Annotated in this window: 16 protein-coding genes; 10 read left to right on the top strand and 6 right to left on the bottom strand. The window is 56.8% G+C overall.

Annotation, left to right across the window (positions count from 1 at the left end):
* Positions 1-13: 13 nt before the first annotated feature.
* From GOV38_RS05355 to GOV38_RS05340, 4 genes are all read right to left on the bottom strand, one after another.
* Positions 14-1636 (bottom strand): TRAP transporter large permease subunit, encoded by a 1623-nt coding sequence (locus GOV38_RS05355; protein WP_171102373.1) that lies wholly within the window; start codon positions 1634-1636, stop codon positions 14-16.
* Positions 1636-2478, bottom strand: a complete 843-nt coding sequence (locus tag GOV38_RS05350) for a TRAP transporter small permease subunit (RefSeq protein ID WP_171102372.1) — start codon at positions 2476-2478, stop codon at positions 1636-1638. Before GOV38_RS05350 ends, GOV38_RS05355 begins: the two co-directional genes overlap by 1 nt.
* Before the next feature lie 16 nt (positions 2479-2494).
* Positions 2495-3664: a mandelate racemase/muconate lactonizing enzyme family protein gene (locus GOV38_RS05345; RefSeq protein WP_171207879.1), complete on the bottom strand. Its 1170-nt coding sequence runs from the start codon at positions 3662-3664 to the stop codon at positions 2495-2497.
* A gap of 81 nt (positions 3665-3745) precedes the next feature.
* Positions 3746-4759: a TRAP transporter substrate-binding protein gene (locus tag GOV38_RS05340; RefSeq protein ID WP_171207878.1), complete on the bottom strand. Its 1014-nt coding sequence runs from the start codon at positions 4757-4759 to the stop codon at positions 3746-3748.
* A gap of 198 nt (positions 4760-4957) precedes the next feature.
* On the opposite strand from GOV38_RS05340, the gene GOV38_RS05335 reads away from it, so the two are divergent.
* On the top strand, positions 4958-5608 hold the full coding sequence (locus GOV38_RS05335) for a GntR family transcriptional regulator (protein WP_171102369.1): 651 nt from the start codon (positions 4958-4960) through the stop codon (positions 5606-5608).
* On the opposite strand, the gene denD is transcribed toward GOV38_RS05335, so the two are convergent.
* Complete coding sequence (gene denD, locus GOV38_RS05330; protein ID WP_171207877.1) at positions 5605-6573, bottom strand: D-erythronate dehydrogenase; 969 nt, start codon at positions 6571-6573, stop codon at positions 5605-5607. The genes GOV38_RS05335 and denD overlap by 4 nt on opposite strands.
* Positions 6570-7454, bottom strand: a complete 885-nt coding sequence (locus GOV38_RS05325; RefSeq protein WP_171207876.1) for an NAD(P)-dependent oxidoreductase — start codon at positions 7452-7454, stop codon at positions 6570-6572. Before GOV38_RS05325 ends, denD begins: the two co-directional genes overlap by 4 nt.
* Before the next feature lie 189 nt (positions 7455-7643).
* Between GOV38_RS05325 and GOV38_RS05320 the strand changes: the two genes are divergently transcribed.
* The 9 genes from GOV38_RS05320 (at position 7644) to napA (ending at position 17232) form a co-directional block, all read left to right on the top strand.
* Positions 7644-8402 carry an SDR family oxidoreductase gene (locus GOV38_RS05320; RefSeq protein ID WP_171207875.1) on the top strand — a complete coding sequence of 253 codons (759 nt, stop codon included), beginning with the start codon at positions 7644-7646 and terminating at the stop codon, positions 8400-8402.
* Positions 8399-10195 (top strand): IlvD/Edd family dehydratase, encoded by a 1797-nt coding sequence (locus tag GOV38_RS05315; protein ID WP_171207874.1) that lies wholly within the window; start codon positions 8399-8401, stop codon positions 10193-10195. Before GOV38_RS05320 ends, GOV38_RS05315 begins: the two co-directional genes overlap by 4 nt.
* 14 nt (positions 10196-10209) lie before the next feature.
* Positions 10210-11058 carry a fumarylacetoacetate hydrolase family protein gene (locus GOV38_RS05310; RefSeq protein ID WP_171207873.1) on the top strand — a complete coding sequence of 283 codons (849 nt, stop codon included), beginning with the start codon at positions 10210-10212 and terminating at the stop codon, positions 11056-11058.
* Positions 11051-11974: a 2-hydroxyacid dehydrogenase gene (locus GOV38_RS05305; protein ID WP_171207872.1), complete on the top strand. Its 924-nt coding sequence runs from the start codon at positions 11051-11053 to the stop codon at positions 11972-11974. The genes GOV38_RS05310 and GOV38_RS05305 overlap by 8 nt, the downstream gene beginning before the upstream one ends.
* A 16-nt stretch (positions 11975-11990) precedes the next feature.
* Entirely contained in the window at positions 11991-12581 is a 591-nt protein-coding gene (locus tag GOV38_RS05300) for a LysE family translocator (protein WP_171128583.1), read from the top strand.
* 104 nt (positions 12582-12685) lie between these two features.
* Positions 12686-13786 carry an S-methyl-5-thioribose-1-phosphate isomerase gene (gene mtnA, locus GOV38_RS05295; RefSeq protein ID WP_171207871.1) on the top strand — a complete coding sequence of 367 codons (1101 nt, stop codon included), beginning with the start codon at positions 12686-12688 and terminating at the stop codon, positions 13784-13786.
* Between the two features lie 155 nt (positions 13787-13941).
* Positions 13942-14454, top strand: a complete 513-nt coding sequence (gene napF, locus GOV38_RS05290; protein WP_171207870.1) for a ferredoxin-type protein NapF — start codon at positions 13942-13944, stop codon at positions 14452-14454.
* On the top strand, positions 14451-14711 hold the full coding sequence (locus GOV38_RS05285; protein ID WP_171102359.1) for a chaperone NapD: 261 nt from the start codon (positions 14451-14453) through the stop codon (positions 14709-14711). Before napF ends, GOV38_RS05285 begins: the two co-directional genes overlap by 4 nt.
* A gap of 28 nt (positions 14712-14739) precedes the next feature.
* Entirely contained in the window at positions 14740-17232 is a 2493-nt protein-coding gene (gene napA, locus GOV38_RS05280) for a nitrate reductase catalytic subunit NapA (protein ID WP_171207869.1), read from the top strand.
* The last annotated feature ends 14 nt before the right edge of the window (positions 17233-17246 follow it).

The following is a 17246-nucleotide window of genomic DNA, read 5'->3' as shown; positions in this document are numbered from 1 at the left end:
CTGTGGCAGGGCCTCATAGCAGCAGCGCGATGATACCGGGCCAAATCAGCAGCACCGAAAGCGCCAGCAGCTGAATTCCGATAAAGGGCAGGAAGCCACGGAAGATATCTGTAAGGCTGATATGGGGCGGGGCCACCGACTTCAGATAGAACGCTGCAGGGCCAAAGGGTGGAGACAGGAAGCTGACCTGCATGTTCATACAGAACACAACGCCAAACCAGATTGCCACATGGCTTGGGTCAAGTTGACCAATAAGCCCGATCTCTTCGATGGGCAGGCGCAGCACGATGGGAAGGAACACCGGAATGATCAGCAGCACAATACCGACCCAATCCATGAAAGCCCCCATGAAAAGAAGGATCAGCATCATCACCAGAATGACCAACATCGTGGGCAGGTCCTGTCCGACAATCAGATCGGCCACATATTGCGGCCCACCCGCGATGGTATAGGCACCCGCCAGCGCCGCAGCACCAATGGTGACCCAGATGATCGTACCAGTGGATTTGAGTGTACGCATAAGGCTGTCCCAAACCAGTTCAAATGATCCTTCGCCCCTGAGAATGGCGATGATCAGAACGGCAAACGCGCCCATGCCCGCCGCTTCGGTGATCCCGGTGATGCCACCATAGATCGAGCCAAGCACAACACCGATGACGACAAGCGGCGCGACCAGACCTTTGCCCATCTCCCATCCGATCTTCGCGCGTTCACGCCCGAAGACGAAAAAGATCAACAACAGAGAGACGATGGTGATGCCTGCGAACCAGGGCAGGTATTCTACCGTTCCCAGCCGCGCAGGTTCACCTTGGCTTGCCGCGTTCGAGCCCGAAAGCTCGAAAAAGGCGGCGCGGATGAACAGGACGGTCGAAAAGCCAGCGACGACAATGCTCATGAACGCGGCAAAGAGTTTGCGCTTTTCGCCAGGTTCGGGGTCGTTGGGATCCGGTTCCGGCAAAGGTGCATGGTCCGGGTTCAGCTGGGTGCGAATGATGATGTAGAGAATGATCATCGAGGCCAGCATGAAACCGGGGATGAACGACGCGGTGAACAGCGACTTGATCGAGGTTTCCGTGATCAGCCCGTAGATGATCAGTACAATCGAAGGCGGGATCATGGTGCCCAGCGACCCCGAGGCACAGATCACCCCAATCGCGAGGTTCTGGTTATATCCCAACCGCAGCATCTGGGGCAGGGCGATCAGGCCCAGCAGGACCACTTCACCCCCAATAATGCCGGACATGGCGGCCATGATGACGGCCATGATCGAGGTCACGATGGCAATCCCACCGCGAGTCCGCGACAACCAGACATTCAGCGAGGAATACATGTCCTTGGCGATCCCGGACCGTTCCAGCAGCGAGGCCATGAAGATGAACAAGGGTACGGATATGAGCACGTAGTCCGTTAAGAGCCCGTATATTTTCTGGGCCAGGATATATAAGGGCCCGGTGCCCGGGCGCCCGGTGAGAATGCCGTCTCCGAAAGAGAACGGGTTCAAAAGCAGGGTAGGCTCGAACTTCAACACCAGAACCAGAACGGCCAGCGAAGCCGATGCCAGACCCAGGGGCATACCGATGGCCAAAAGCGCGATCAGCGCGACCATCAGGATGAGAGAGATTGTTCCAATGTCCATCAGTCTTGCCCCACCGCTTTCTTGATCATTTCTATTTCGTCTTCGTCTGGTTCATCGGTGTGGATTTCTGGCTCTTTGTTCCAATCTGCGATCAGGTTCAAAATCGCCTGCATCGCCACAAGCGTGATCACGATCAGCACCATAGGCTGCAAGGTCGCTGGTATCGGCGGGTTGAAGGCCGAGCCGTAAAGCTCCCATTTGTATAGCTTATTGACGAAAACCTGTTTGAAGCTGCCGTAGACCAGAAAGAACGCAAACAGCACGATAAGCACTGTCGAGATCGTATCGAATACGCGTTGAAGCCAACGAGGCACGGCATCATAGAGCAGGAAAATCCGAATATGGCTGCGTTGCTGCATGGCATAATAGCCGGACATCAGGAACACGAAACTGGCGAACCAAAGGGTCATCTCGTTGGCCCATTCGGTCGGCTTTTCCAGAATGTACCGCATGAACACTTCGTACAGCATCACAACGGTCATGATCGCGATCATCATCATGGTGACACGCCCGATGAACAGCGCGAAATGATCCATTGCCGTGGGGCCGTCAAACTCCATGGCGGCCGGTCGAACGGTCTTGGTTCCGATCACAGCGAGGATCGGTAATAGGATCAGCGCAGCAAGGTCGATGATGTCGATAAACCCGCCGAAAACACCGGCCATTTCGGGCGTCACGTCACTGCGCAGATAGATTTCGGTGACCTGGCTTTTGAGTGATTCAGACTCGTAAGGCAGCCAGTCCAGCAAAAAGGCTGGCAGGTGCCAAACCAGCCAACTGGCCGTGGCGACGAAGGCCAGGGGGATGAGCCACTCTATGAGCCCGCCTGAGTTTTTATGCATCGTTTAACCCTCGTCCCTATCCGTCGATCGTGTAATGCGTGATGAAGTCCCGATTTGGCTCGACCCCCAGTCCGGGGCCGGTCGGGATCGTGACGCGGCCGTTATTGGCCTTGACCTGTTTTTGAATTTCCAGCGGGACGGTCAGCAGATCATCCCTGAATTTGTTGTCTGTCGTGTCGAACTCCAGCATCGGCTCCCACGGGTGCAACCCACCCGGTAGCGCGGGCATGGACGCCAGAAGATGCAGGTTGGTCGCAACAGCGATGGCGCTGCCCCAGACATGATTGACCACAGGTGTGAAATGCGCGTGGCAAAGCGCCAGCACCCGAAGGTATTCCGAGATACCGCCCAAAGCGCAAACCTCGGGCTGCGCGATGTCTAGGCCCCGGTTTTCAAGAAGATGTCGCCAGGCCCAGCGGTTGAACACCGCCTCACCACCCGAAATGTTGATCTTCAACCCGGCGCGAAGTTCGCGATAGCCGTCAATGTCTTCGGGCGCGACGGGTTCTTCGAACCAATAGGCGTCCAGTTCTTCAAGCGCGCGGCCAACGTAGAACGCGTCCGAGGTTGTGTAAGCGTGATTTGCGTCGACCATGAACCGAAAACCGTCACCCACGCCTCTCCGAACGGCTTCGCAGAGTTTGACATCCGGTTTTGGACCGAACCCGGTTTTCATCTTGGTGGCGGTAAAACCCATCGCTTTGATCTGCGCGGCTTCGTCCTCGAAACGCCGTGCAAGATCATCGACCGGTTCATCCCGCAGCATCATGCCATAGCCATAGCAGGGCACGGAGTTTCGATGCGCACCGCCCAACAATTTGTGCAGCGGCAAGCCAGAAACCTTACCCGCAATGTCCCAAAGCGCGATGTCCACGCCAGACAAGGCCTGGATCGGCATACCGCTTTGGCCATGGTCTCGCAGAAGGTTATACACCTTGTGCCAGATCACGTCCTTGTCCAACGGGTCCATGCCAAGGACCATTGGTTGAATAACTTTCTCGACGATGGATTTGTTGGCAGCGGCCACATTGCCGGGGCCAAAACACTCACCCCAGCCGGTCATCCCCTCGTCGGTCTGAACCTCGACCAGATGGGTTGTGCGCCTGTCGTAGTACTGCTGCGAATAGCCAAGAACTTCCGGCATATCGTATTGCAGGACGTGGCTTGTTATTCTGGTGATTTTCATGAAATCGGGGTCCCGGCGCAAGTTCGGACAGGCCGTTCGCGCGGCCTATCCGTTGTCAGCCAACAATCAGCTGAAGCTTGATTATTGCATCGCGCCCATATCGCGCAGGAAGTTGATATGGCTATCCAAAAGCGCCTGGGCTTCGGGGGTCGTGGCAAACTCGGTCCAACCAACTTGAACAGCTGCGCGGTAAGCGGCCAGATCTTCCGGTGTCCATTCGTACAGCTGTACGCCTTTCGCCTTCAGGTCTTTTGCGGTTTGCGCGTTCTGCACTTCGTTGATTGTAGCGTTGTGCAGTGCCAGGCTGTCCATGGCGACTTCCATGATCTTCTTGTGGTGCGCAGGCATCGCGTCCCACACGTCTTTGCGGCATGCCAGATGGTCTGCCGGCATCGAGTGGAAGCCAGGATAGTTGGTGTGCCCAGCGATCTCATAAAGACCCAAGCCCACGTTGTTGGTCAGGTTTGCAGCATCCGCACCGTCGATAATGCCAGTTTCCAGCGCGGTGAAGATCTCGTTAAAGTCCATCACGATGGGTGATGCGCCAAGCTCGGCAAAAACCTTGGTGGCCAGACCCGGAGGTGAGCGGAATTTCCAATCCTTGAAGTCTTCGACCTTGGCAATCGGTTTGGTGGAAGACAGCGATTCCGGCCCCGGAATCCACCACCCGATGAACTCCATGTCATAGCCATTGTAAAGGTCGTTTACCGCGTCTCTACCACCACCATGCAGCAGCCAGGCCATTTGTTGATAGGGGTTCTGGTAGCCGCCGAGCAGGTCGCCCGCGAACTGGAATGCAGGGTTTTTACCGGTTTGATAGCCACCACCGGTCATGTCGCAGTCCAGAATCCCGGTTGCTGCAGCGTCAAAGGTTTCCACCGATTTGACCACTGATGACGAATAGAACATTTCAACTTCGATTTCGCCATTCGACATCTCTTGGATGTCTTCCACGTATTTGGCAGCCATCTGTCCGGACAGCGTTTCCGGCGAGAAATGCGTTTGAATTCTAAGCTTGGTGGTCTCCGCCACCGCGAAACCGGCTGCCATTGTTGTAGCTAGGGCCGCCACGGCAGCTGTTTTGACTATTTTCATATTGTCCTCCCAGACGTTGAGCGTTCCTTGGGAAAGGAGATCTTGCTGCCTCCCTTGCCGTTACGCAGTTTGACGTTAAGCCGAAGAAGCGGATGCAACAAGAAGAATTTGAGATTTTTAATAATTTCGAGATTATTGCCAAAAATCAAAAATACGTTTAGGACGGGTTCAAGCCCAAACGCAGAGGTGCGTTCCTAAATGAGTGAAGACGTCGATATTTATCAAAGCCTTAGAAGGCGTCTGATCTCTCGGGGATTCGAGCATGGAGCCAAGGTTCGAGCTGAGGAATTGCGAAAGGAATACAATTGCTCGGCCAGTACCGTTCGCGAAGTTCTGTTTCGATTGTCGACGGTTGGCCTTGTCGACTTTCAAGAGCAACGGGGTTTCCGTGTTCCCAAACGCTCGCCCAAGAAGCTTATCGAGCTGACCCATATTCGGATTTTGCTGGAAGCCGAGGGCACAGCGATGTCAATTCGCAATGGCGGAGTGGATTGGGAGGCAAGGCTAACGGCTGCCCATCATAAGCTTAGCCATATCGAAAAGCGCATTCATGCTGCCGAAGATCCAAGTGATCTGGTCGAGATTTGGTTTACGTCGGAAAAGGAATTTCACGAGACGCTCATATCCGCCTGTGGATCGGACACTCTCAAGCAGATGCATGGCCGGATCTACGCGCAATTCAGGCAACAACTGATGGTGGCTGATCGAAATTTCGGACATATCTCTCAGAACATCAGGCATCATGCCGATATTCTGAAGGCTGCTTTGTCAGGGGATGAGCAGTTGACGCGGGACAAGATCCACGACCACCTGAAGCGCCATCTCACGGGAAAGACGATGGGAGACTAACGGCCAAAGTCATCCACGAGATAGGCTTGGATGATGTCGTCGAAACTGGTTTCTGCTTTGAAACCCAGCGTCAATGCGCGTTTTGTGTCGAAGTTTCTTGGCCAGCCTTGGACAATGCTGTCGATTGTGGGGTCCGGTCGGTACTTGATCAGATTGGCCGTGTTTGCACCGGCCGCTTTTCGCAGCGCTTCGATTTGTTCTGCAACTGTGCAGCTGACGCCGGGCATGTTTAATGCCCGCCGACCTTTCAAACGCGCTGTGTCCAACTGTGCAGCATGTGTCAGAAAACCGGCTGCAGCGCGGGGGCTTGCGTGCCAATGTCGTACGGTGTCGGCCACGGGTAGGACAGCCTCGACCCCATTCAAAGGTTCTCGGATGATCCCCGAGAAAAACGAGGACGCTGCAGCATTGGCCTTGCCCGGGCGGACACATATCGTTGGCAAGCGCAGCGACAGACCATCGATGTACCCCTTGCGGCTAAAGTCCGAAACCATCAGTTCCGACGCGGCCTTCTGCGCTCCGTAGCTGGTCAAAGGGGCCGACAGAAATTCGTCGTCGATCTTCTCGGGAAAGGGGGCTCCGAATACGGCAATCGAGGATGCGAACACAAACCGGGGGCGGTATTGCCCCTCTGAGGCGTCATGTTCATCTTTCAGCGCATTCAGCAGCGCCCAACTTGCCATCAGATTCACATCCCAGCCCAAGGCAAAGTCGGCCTCGGCCTGACCTGAAACGATCGCGGCCAAGTGGAAAATCACATCGGGCCGCCGAGCAGCCAGGGCCTTGGCCGCAGTCGGAGCAGCAATATCGCCGACGATCTGTTCACCAGCTGCGCTGGGCGACGGGAAACCAAGATCAAAAAGCGTAACCCGCGCGTCGGGTCCAAAGGGGTTTTCGGTCGAAAGACGCTGCGCCAATTTCTGGCCGAGCATTCCACCGCCGCCGATGACAAGGATCTGTGTCATGACATGCCGTTCCGTTTTTTAAGTTCCAGAAACAAAGCCGAATGATCCCAATCGGCCCCGCCCATGTCTTCGATCAGATAGGCGAACCGGTCGCGTACGCTTTGCGTGCTGGGCAGTTCCAACCCCAAACTGCGGGCTTCTTCCAACGTGTTGTCCAGGTCCTTAACCTGAAATTTCGACAAGCCACCCGGTTCGAAATTACCTTCGGACATGCGTTCGCCATGCTGTTGCAAAATGACGCTATCGGCAAATCCGCCAGTCAGAGCTTTGCGCAGGGCTGCCGGGTCCGCGCCGCCTTGCTGGGCCAGCAGCGTTGCTTCGGCTACGGCGGAAATGGTCACGGCGACGATGGTTTGATTGGCCAGTTTGCACAATTGTCCGGCACCGCTGGGGCCTACGTGAACCGGGCGTCCCATCGCGGACAGGACCGGTTTGACCTGATCCATCACCTCGGCTTCTCCACCGACCATGATTGCAAGTGTCGCTGCTTCAGCCCCTTTGGTGCCGCCGGAGACCGGTGCATCCAAATGCGACACCCCAAGCGCCGCCAACTGGGCCGATTGGGCGCGGGCATGTTCTGGCTTGGCGCTGGACATGTCGATCCAGATTGTTCCAGGCGTCAGCTGTTCACAGAAAGACGCATCGCCCAGCAACGCACCGGTGGCGTAGCCATCGGACAGCATGGTGATGATGATATCGGCATCCTTTACCGCAAGCGCCGCGCTGTCGGCCACCTTCGCTCCGTCCGAGGCCAAAGGTTGGGCTTTTTCAAGGCTGCGGTTCCAGACCGTCAACGGGAAGCCTGCCGCCAAGAGATTTCGTGCCATCGGGCCACCCATAAGACCGGTTCCCAACAACGCCACGTTCGGTTTTTCGCTCATGTTTTTCTGTTCTCCTCAAACTGCGCCGCGCAGGGTTATGGTCAAACCCGCATCTCTGACTTACGCTAACGGCCTGAGGCCTACATGCCAGAAATCGTTTTAAACCTGCATAGGTTTCTTTGTATTTCAGGTGGCCAGGGGAACAAGCATCACCGATTCGGTTGCTAGATATGAGGTCGAAAAGTTTTTATGTCAGAACGACTTAAGGGAAAGCGAGTGCTGGTTTCAGCTGCCGCTCAGGGGATCGGTCGGGCCAGTGTAATAGCCATGGCGCGCGAGGGCGCGATGGTCTTTGCGACGGATATAGACACGCAAAGCCTATCTTCGATTCGCGACGAGAATCTCGAAAATATCGAAATTTTCGAGATGAATGTCAGGGATGACGTCAGCGTCCAAGAGGCAGTTGCGCGGGCCAAGCCGGATGTCCTGTTCAACTGCGCGGGCTTTGTTCATCACGGCACCATTCTGGATGCGACGGATGACGAATGGGACTTTGCGATGGATCTGAACCTGCGCTCGATGGTGCGCACGATCAAGGCTGCGCTGCCTGGGATGCTCGAAAGAGGAAGCGGGTCGATCATCAATATGTCCTCGGCTTTGGGGTCTATCATCGGCGCGCCGAACCGTTTTGTTTACGGTACAACCAAGGCCGCTGTTGTCGGGCTGACAAAGTCGGTGGCCGTTGATTTCATAACACAGGGCATTCGGTGCAACTGCATTTGCCCGGGCACGGTCGACAGCCCAAGCTGGCGCGATCGGGTCGACGCCCTTGGCAAACAACTGGGCAGCCGGGAAGAGGCCCTGGCGCAGTTTGTGGCGCGCCAACCGATGGGGCGTGTTGCCAAGGCAGAAGAGATCGCAGCTCTGGTCGTTTATCTGGCAAGCGACGAGAGCGCATTCACCACAGGACACACACATATCATTGACGGGGGCTGGTCAGGCCAATGACAAAAATATCCAAAGACGATCTGCGGTCGCGCAAGTGGTTCATGAATTCCGACAACCTGGAAATGACCGCTTTGTATCTTGAAAGATACCTCAACTACGGGCTGACGCGGGAAGAGCTGCAGTCTGGCAAGCCGATCATCGGCATTGCTCAGACCGGCAGTGATCTGAGCCCCTGTAACCGGCATCATATCGAGCTGTCTAAACGGGTGCGCGACGGGATCATTGCTGCCGGAGGGACATGTATCGAAATCCCGGTGCATCCGATCCAGGAAACCGGCAAACGGCCTACCGCCTCGCTTGACCGCAATCTGGCGTATCTGTCTTTGGTCGAAAGCCTGTTTGGTTATCCGCTGGACGGGGTCGTGCTGAATATCGGATGTGACAAGACTACGCCCGCGCTGCTGATGGCTGCCGCGACGGTGAACATCCCGGCGATTGCCCTGTCTGTGGGGCCGATGCTGAATGGCTGGTGGAAAGGCGAGCGGGCCGGATCGGGCACGGTCATCTGGAAAGCGCGCGAAGATCTGGCCGCCGGAGAGATCGACTCCAATGAGTTCATGGAAATCGCTGCCGCCTCGGCACCTTCGGTGGGCTATTGCAACACGATGGGTACGGCCACCACGATGAATTCGCTGGCTGAGGCTCTGGGCATGCAGTTGCCGGGTTCTGCAGCGATTCCAGCGCCTTACCGTGAGCGCGGGCAGATCAGCTATGAGACCGGAAAACGCATTGTCGAGATGGTCTGGGACGATCTGCGCCCCAGCGACATCATGACCCGCGCGGCGTTTGAAAATGCAATCGTCATCAACTCGGCCATCGGCGGGTCGACGAATGCGCCGATCCACCTGAACGCGATTGCCCGGCATCTGGGTGTGCCGCTGGACAACGATGACTGGCAAAAATTCGGCCATGACGTGCCGCTTTTGGTCAACATGCAGCCCGCCGGGAAATACCTGGGCGAAGATTATCAGCAGGCGGGCGGTGTTCCGGCTGTTATCGGAGAGCTGATCGAAGGCGGGCTGCTGCCAAACCCGGATGCGATCACGGCAAACGGGCAATCGATGGGGCAAAACTGCACCAAGCGCCGGTCACTGAATGCGGATGTCATCAAGCCGGTCAGCGACCCGGTCAAGGAGCAGGCGGGCTTTATCAACCTGTCAGGAAACCTGTTCGAAAGCGCGATCATGAAAACTTCGGTGATCTCGCCCGCGTTTCGCAAAGCGTATCTGTCGAACCCGGATGACCCGGATGCGTTCGAGGGCAGGGCGGTTGTGTTCGACGGGCCCGAGGATTTTCATCACCGCATCGATGACCCGTCCGAGAATATCGACGCAAACTGTATTCTGATCATGCGTGGAGCTGGGCCCAAAGGCTATCCCGGTGCTGCCGAAGTGGTGAACATGCGTCCGCCTTCGTATCTGCTGAAACAAGGGGTCGAGGCATTGCCCTGCATTGGCGATGGGCGGCAATCGGGCACTTCGGGAAGCCCATCGATCCTGAATGCCTCACCCGAGGCCGCAGAAGGCGGTGGTCTGGCCCTGGTGCAAAACGGTGACCAGTTGCGGATCGATCTGGGCAAGGGCACTGCTGATATGCTGGTTCCGTTGGAGGAGCTGCACGAACGGGCCCGCGCGCTTGAGGCTGCTGGTGGCTATGCCATGCCACCCAACCAATCACCCTGGCAGGAGATTTTCCGAGAAAAAGTCGATCGGTTGGATCGCGGCATGACCCTGAAAGGGGCGGATAAATACAGCGATATCGCGCGCAAATTCATGCCGCGCGACAATCACTGAAGGGGGGGACAGACATGAAACTTGTACGTTACGGGGCTGAAGGATCAGAAAAGCCCGCTTTGGTGGATGCGGCTGGACAGCTGCGTGATTTGTCGGCGCATGTGTCCGATATCACTGGGGCCATGCTGGACGATCAGACACTGGGTCAATTGCGCGCGCTGGATCCCGTAAGCCTGCCTGTTGTCGAAGGTGACCCTCGGATCGGGGCATGTGTTGGCAATATCGGGAAATTCCTGTGCATTGGTCTGAACTATTCGGATCATGCGGCCGAGACCGGAGCTGACATTCCAAAACACCCGATCCTGTTCTTCAAGGCAAACTCGGCCATCGTGGGCCCCAATGATGATGTGGTGATGCCGCGCGGGTCGACCCATACGGATTGGGAAGTGGAACTGGGCGTGGTGATCGGAAAGACCGCCAAATATGTCGCGAAAGCGGACGCGTTGGACTATGTCGCAGGGTATTGCATCGTGAACGATGTGTCCGAGCGGCACTTTCAGACCCAACTGACCGGTCAGTGGACGAAGGGTAAATCCTGCGACACCTTTGGTCCCACCGGACCTTGGCTGGTGACCCGCGATGAGGTGCCGGACCCTCAGAACCTGGGCATGTCACTGGATGTGAACGGTCGGCGCATGCAGACCGGAAACACCGCCACGATGATCTTTACGGTGGCGGAAATCATCGAACATCTGAGCCAGCTTTTCACCCTGCACCCCGGTGATGTGATCTCGACAGGCACACCACCCGGTGTTGGCATGGGGATCAAGCCCGAACCGGTCTTTCTAAAAAAAGGCGACGTGATGGAGCTGAGGATCGACGGGCTGGGTACGCAAAAGCAGAAGGTAGGCCAAGATGACTGATCTGTTGCAGATCGGCGGCATCACCGAACGCATGCGCGCGCGTTTGATGGCGGAGTTTGATATCCACCAGACAACCGATTTCAACGCCGAAGATATCACGCATGTCATCACAAACGGCCATGACGGGGTGCCGCAGGATCTGATGGATTCACTGAGCAATCTCAAGATGATTAGCGTCTATGGGGTTGGCTATGATGCGGTTGACGCGCAGACCGCTGCTCGGCGTGGGATCATGGTCACGCACACGCCCAATGTCTTGAACCAAGAGGTGGCAACAACGGCGGTTCTGTTGCTCTTGTCCTGTTACCGAGAGCTGTTGCGCGACGATGCCTATGTACGGTCTGGTCGCTGGGAAACCGAGGGCAACGCGCCTTTGACCCGGTCGGCTGATGGACGAAAGATCGGCATTCTGGGTCTTGGCCGCATCGGTCAGGCCATCGTTGACAAGCTGGAGCCCTGGGCACCGGAAATCTCTTACCACACGCGCAGCAAAAAGGATGTGCCCTACCGGTATTTCGACTCTTTGCGCGACATGGCCGATCATGTGGATGTGCTGATCTGCATCACACCTGGCGGGCCTTCGACAAACAAGCTGGTCAATGCCGAGGTCCTGCGCGCACTGGGGCCTGACGGAACTCTGATCAATGTCAGCCGGGGCTCGGTCGTGGACGAGGCCGCCTTGATCAACGCGCTTCAAAACGGAGAGCTGGGTTGGGCCGGTCTGGATGTGTTCGCAGAGGAACCGCGCGTGCCCCAGGCCCTGCGGGACCTCCCCAACGTCGTTCTTCTGCCCCACGCCGGTAGCGCCACGGTTGAAACACGGGCGGCAATGGGTGATCTGACTGTCGATAACCTGTTGCAGCATCTCAAAGATGGTTCGGTCCTGACTGCCGTGCCGGAATGCCAAGATCTGTAAAGGGTCGGTCTGACAGGTGCTTGAGTTTGTTGTTGCGGTTTTCTTCCTGCTGATCACGCCGGGGCCGGGGGTTCTGACCACTGCCGGTATCGGTTCGGCCTTTGGCTTCCGGGCAGGCCTGGCCTTTATGGCCGGTCTGATGGTGGGCGGGTTCATCAACATGATGCTGGTGATTTCAGGCGTCGCCGCTGCCGCTCTGGCCGTGCCTTTGCTGAGAACGGTGCTGCTGTTTGCCTCGGTTGGATATCTGCTGTTTCTGGCCTGGCGCATCGCCAGCGCGGGATCAAAGGTTGGCTTTTCGCCCGCTGCGGCCCCGCTTGGGTTCAGGAATGGCCTGATGCTGCAATTCATCAATCCTAAGGCTTATGTGGTCAGCACTGCGCTGTTTTCCGGCTTTGCCTTCCTGCCCGAAGCACCGCTGTGGGAGGTCATCCTGAAACTCATTCTGTTCAACATGATCTGGGTGCCGGTGCATCTCATCTGGCTGGGGATGGGCGCAAAACTGGGCAGTCTTGATCTGAGTGACAAAACTCATCGCGCGATCAACTTTGCGATGGCGTTTTGTTTGGGCGTGGTTGCACTGGTGGCGCTGGTCTCGGTGCTTTGATTGGCCAGGTCTTCATATGATCTCCTTGACGGAACGGCACAGAACTTCAAACTGAGCGCAGGCGATTTACACCATACGGTTCGATTTTTCACGGAGGACGTTTGATGAAGGTTGATGGAGTTCACTACCGGTCGATCTGGCGCGATGCGGACAGCGGAGAGGTGCGGATCATCGATCAGCGCTGGTTGCCCCATGCGTTCAAGGTCGTCACCTTGTCCTCGCTGGAAGATTTCGAGGTTGCCATCCGCGACATGTGGGTACGCGGCGCGCCTTTGATTGGCGCGACAGCCGCCTATGGGATCGCCGAAGCCATGCAGCGCGACCCCTCGGATCAGAACTTTGAACACTCAAACGCTGTGCTGTATGCCACACGCCCGACGGCGGTGAACCTGCGCTGGGCGCTGGATCGGTGTCGAGAGGTATTGCTGCCATTACCGACAGAGCAGCGTGCGGATGCGGCCTGGGCTCTGGCGCTTGAGGTCTTTGAAGAAGATATCGAGATCAACCGCCGCATCGGTGAAAACGGTTTGGCGCTGATCAAGGACATTGCGGCGCGAAAGAAAGACGGCGAACCGGTTCGCCTTCTGACCCATTGCAACGCGGGTTGGTTGGCAACAGTGGATTGGGGCACGGCAACCAGCCCGATGTATCACGCGCAGGCCGCTGGCATTCCGATCCACGTTTGGGTCGATGAAACCCGCCCCCGCAATCAGGGGGCGCTGACCTCATGGGAATTGGGCGAGCAGGGGATCAGCCATACCTATATCGTCGACAATGCGGGTGGGCATCTGATGCAGCGCGGGATGGTTGATTTGGTCATTACCGGCACCGACCGCACCACCGCGCGTGGTGACGTCTGCAACAAGATCGGCACCTACCTCAAGGCGCTCGCCGCGCATGACAACGGAGTGCCCTTCTATGTGGCGCTGCCGTCACCCACCATCGACTGGACGCTCAGCGACGGGGTTGCAGACATCCCCATCGAAGAACGCGCCGAGTTGGAAGTAAGCCACGTTCTGGGCATGACCGAAGGGGACGAGATTGGCGATGTGCGCGTCACGCCCAAAGGAACACTGGGCGGTAACCCAGCCTTTGACGTAACACCCAACCGGCTTGTGACCGGTCTGATCACCGAGCGCGGTGTCTGTGATGCCAGCGCCGATGGCCTCGCGGGTCTATTCCCCGATAAGGCTGGGACCAAGTAAACCAGCGCGCTTGCGTTCGGCCTCAAGGCTCTTCGCATCTTAGATCTCAACGCGGCACAATCGCTTGCTCTGAAAAGAGTATCAATTCGAGATAAAAAGATGTTTTAAATTGTAAAATTCGTTATAGTGAATTTGTGAATCTGAGGTCGCAGCGAATGAGCCAACAGACCACAAGACGCGCATTGCTAAGTGCAAGAGCGCTGAGAAGGGACGAAGATGCGATTCGTCCACCGGGTTGGGTTGAGGCCCGATTTGACGATCTGTGCAGCCAATGCGGAGATTGTGTTTCAGTCTGCCCGGAAGGCATTTTGAAAGCTGGCGCTGATGGTTTTCCGAAAGTCGACTTTGATCTTGGCGCTTGCACCTTTTGTGGCCGCTGTGCCGAAAGCTGCCAAACCGGTGCCCTTTCAGCCGAGCATGTTTCGCTATGGCCCTGGCGTGCACTCATCCATGACCATTGCCTCTCAATGACGGGCATCAGCTGCAGGTCGTGTCAGGACAGCTGTGACCAAAGCGCCATTCGTTTCAAACTGCAACTGGGGGGTCGCGCACAGCCAGAGATTGATTTGGACCGCTGCACCGGTTGCGGCGCGTGCGCGTCCGTATGCCCAGTAGGTGCTGTATCTTTCGAACAACAATCTGCTGTCGCGCCAGAGGCTTTGTCATGAATATCTGTGGCTGCCTGGTCCATGTCGCACCTGAACGCAGCAGCGTTGCGCGCCAGGCCATGGACACCACACCGGGTGTAGAAGTGCATGCCGAGGCTGAGGATGGTCGTTTTGTCGTTGTCGTCGAAGACACCGAGGATCGGCTGGCCTCGGAAACCATCATGGATTTGCACCATATCCCGGGCGTCGTCGCGCTGGCCCTCACGTATCACCATTTCGAAGACCCCGAAGCATCGCCTCTGAATTCAACCGAATAGCCCACCCCAATCGCCGGAGACCCATGCCATGACCCTCTCTGACTCGCGCCGGACCTTTCTGAAAGCCACTGCAGCGGCGGCAACGGCGTCAACCGCAGGCCTATCTCTTGGTGCCGGGCCTGCTGACGCTCAGTTCGGCGTTCCTGATATCAAATGGGATAAGGCGCCCTGTCGGTTTTGCGGCACCGGCTGTACGGTTTTGGTTGGCACCAAAGAAGGGCGAGTGGTGGCCACGCAAGGGGACCCGCAGGCCGAGGTCAATCGCGGGCTTAACTGCGTCAAGGGCTATTTCCTGTCGAAGATCATGTATGGCAAAGACCGCCTGACTCAGCCTTTGCTGCGCATGAGAGACGGCGAATACGCCAAAGACGGTGATTTCCAACCGATCTCATGGGATCAGGCTTTCGACATCATGGCCGAAAAATGGAAAGAAACCCTCCGAACCAAAGGTCCCGAAGGTGTTGGCATGTTCGGGTCCGGGCAATGGACCGTATGGGAAGGCTATGCAGCGTCTAAGCTGATGAAAGCGGGGTTCAGGTCGAACAATATTGATCCAAACGCGCGACACTGCATGGCTTCGGCCGTAATGGGGTTCATGCGCTCCTTTGGCGTGGACGAGCCGATGGGCTGCTATGATGATCTTGAGGCTGCAGACACCTTTGTTCTGTGGGGCTCAAACATGGCCGAAATGCACCCCATCCTCTGGTCCCGCCTGACGGACACGCGACTGACCAAGGAAGGTTGCGAAGTTCATGTGCTGTCCACATTCGAGCACCGTTCGTTCGAATTGGCAGACAATGGCATGGTCTTCACCCCGCAGACTGATCTGGCCATCCTCAACTACATCGCCAATCACATTATCCAGACCGGGGCTGTGAACGAGGAGTTCCTCTCAAAACATGTCAACATAACCAAAACCGCCACGGATATCGGTTATGGGCTGCGGGATGAGGACCCCTTGCAATTGGCGGCTGCAAACCCGAATTCGGGCGAGCTGACGCCCATCAGCTTCACCGAGTACGCTGAATCTGTTAAGCCATACACGCTTGAATACACAGCGGAAATATCAGGTGTGCCTGCGGACAAGCTTGAGCGATTGGCCCAGCAATACGCTGATCCGGATCGCAAGGTCATGAGCCTGTGGACCATGGGCTTTAACCAGCACACGCGTGGTTCCTGGGTGAACTCGCTCATGTATAATGTGCATCTTCTGACCGGCAAGATCTCCGAGCCGGGCAACTCGCCATTTTCCCTGACCGGGCAGCCCTCGGCCTGCGGGACAGCACGCGAGGTCGGCACTTTCGCCCATCGTCTGCCAGCAGATTATGTCGTCACCAACCCCGAGCATCGCGCCAAAGCGGAAAAGATCTGGAAGCTGCCTGAAGGGACTATTCCGGACAAGGTTGGTTTTCATGCCGTGCTGCAGAACCGAATGCTGAAAGATGGCGTCTTGAACGCCTATTGGGTGCAGTGCAACAACAATATGCAAGCCGCCCCGAACATGAACGAAGAAGGCTGGCCAGGCTATCGAAACCCGGACAATTTCGTCACCGTTTCCGATCCGTACCCCACTGTCACAGCCATGTCGGCTGATCTGATCCTGCCCACGGCCATGTGGGTTGAGAAAGAGGGGTGCTATGGCAATGCCGAGCGCCGCACCCAGATGTGGCGCCAGCAAGTTCACGCGCCCGGCGACGCCAAATCAGACCTTTGGCAGTTGATGGAGTTTTCCAAACGCTTCACCGTGGAAGAAGCCTGGGGAGATGAGTTTGTCGCCACGGCGCCCGAGATGGCGGGCAAGACGCTGTACCAGGTTCTTTTCGAAAACGGCAATGTCGACAAGTTCCCCCTTAGCGAAATTCAGCATGGCCACCCGAATGATGATGCCAACCATTTCGGCTTCTACGTTCAAAAAGGCCTGTTCGAAGAATACGCCGCCTTCGGGCGCGGGCATGGCCACGATCTTGCGCCGTTTGAACGCTATCACGAAGAGCGTGGTCTGCGATGGCCGGTGGTCGATGGCAAGGAAACATTATGGCGCTATCGCGAAGGGCATGATCCTTACGTGGAAGAGGGCTCGGAACTGCAATTTTATGGGTTCCCGGACAAAAAGGCCAAAATCATCTTCGCCCCGTATGAAGCTCCGCCCGAAATGCCCGATGATGAGTACAATCTGTGGTTCTGCACCGGTCGTGTATTGGAACACTGGCACTCGGGTTCGATGACCCGCCGTGTACCCGAACTGCATCGGTCTTTTCCGCTGGCCGTGGTCTATATGCACCCGGACGATGCTGCAGATCGGGATTTGCGTCACGGGCAAGAGGTCAAGGTCACGACCCGGCGCGGCGAGGTCACCAGCCGGATTTCGACCAAAGGTCGAAACAAGATGCCGAAAGGCCTCGTATTTATGCCGTGGTTTGACGAAGGGCAACTAACCAACAAGCTGACGCTGGATGCGACCTGCCCGCTGTCCAAACAGACCGATTTCAAGAAATGCGCCTGCAAAGTCGAGCGTGCCTAAACGAGGTGACGGTC

This window comes from Ruegeria sp. HKCCA5839 (assembly GCF_013035585.1).
Lineage (GTDB): Bacteria > Pseudomonadota > Alphaproteobacteria > Rhodobacterales > Rhodobacteraceae > Ruegeria.
The sequence above is the reverse complement of the archived record's forward strand: the minus strand, read 5'-3'. Positions and strand labels throughout refer to the sequence as shown.

Bases quoted from the DNA above. Each gene is read 5' to 3' on its own strand.
- GOV38_RS05340 (WP_171207878.1), bottom strand. From the start codon at position 4,759: ATGAAAATAGTCAAAACAGCTGCCGTGGCGGCCCTAGCTACAACAATG.
- GOV38_RS05305 (WP_171207872.1), top strand. From the start codon at position 11,051: ATGACTGATCTGTTGCAGATCGGCGGCATCACCGAACGCATGCGCGCG.
- GOV38_RS05315 (WP_171207874.1), top strand. From the start codon at position 8,399: ATGACAAAAATATCCAAAGACGATCTGCGGTCGCGCAAGTGGTTCATG.
- napF (WP_171207870.1), top strand. From the start codon at position 13,942: ATGAGCCAACAGACCACAAGACGCGCATTGCTAAGTGCAAGAGCGCTG.
- mtnA (WP_171207871.1), top strand. From the start codon at position 12,686: ATGAAGGTTGATGGAGTTCACTACCGGTCGATCTGGCGCGATGCGGAC.
- GOV38_RS05325 (WP_171207876.1), bottom strand. From the start codon at position 7,454: ATGAGCGAAAAACCGAACGTGGCGTTGTTGGGAACCGGTCTTATGGGT.
- GOV38_RS05285 (WP_171102359.1), top strand. From the start codon at position 14,451: ATGAATATCTGTGGCTGCCTGGTCCATGTCGCACCTGAACGCAGCAGC.
- GOV38_RS05335 (WP_171102369.1), top strand. From the start codon at position 4,958: ATGAGTGAAGACGTCGATATTTATCAAAGCCTTAGAAGGCGTCTGATC.
- GOV38_RS05320 (WP_171207875.1), top strand. From the start codon at position 7,644: ATGTCAGAACGACTTAAGGGAAAGCGAGTGCTGGTTTCAGCTGCCGCT.
- GOV38_RS05350 (WP_171102372.1), bottom strand. From the start codon at position 2,478: ATGCATAAAAACTCAGGCGGGCTCATAGAGTGGCTCATCCCCCTGGCC.
- GOV38_RS05310 (WP_171207873.1), top strand. From the start codon at position 10,210: ATGAAACTTGTACGTTACGGGGCTGAAGGATCAGAAAAGCCCGCTTTG.
- denD (WP_171207877.1), bottom strand. From the start codon at position 6,573: ATGACACAGATCCTTGTCATCGGCGGCGGTGGAATGCTCGGCCAGAAA.
- napA (WP_171207869.1), top strand. From the start codon at position 14,740: ATGACCCTCTCTGACTCGCGCCGGACCTTTCTGAAAGCCACTGCAGCG.
- GOV38_RS05345 (WP_171207879.1), bottom strand. From the start codon at position 3,664: ATGAAAATCACCAGAATAACAAGCCACGTCCTGCAATACGATATGCCG.
- GOV38_RS05355 (WP_171102373.1), bottom strand. From the start codon at position 1,636: ATGGACATTGGAACAATCTCTCTCATCCTGATGGTCGCGCTGATCGCG.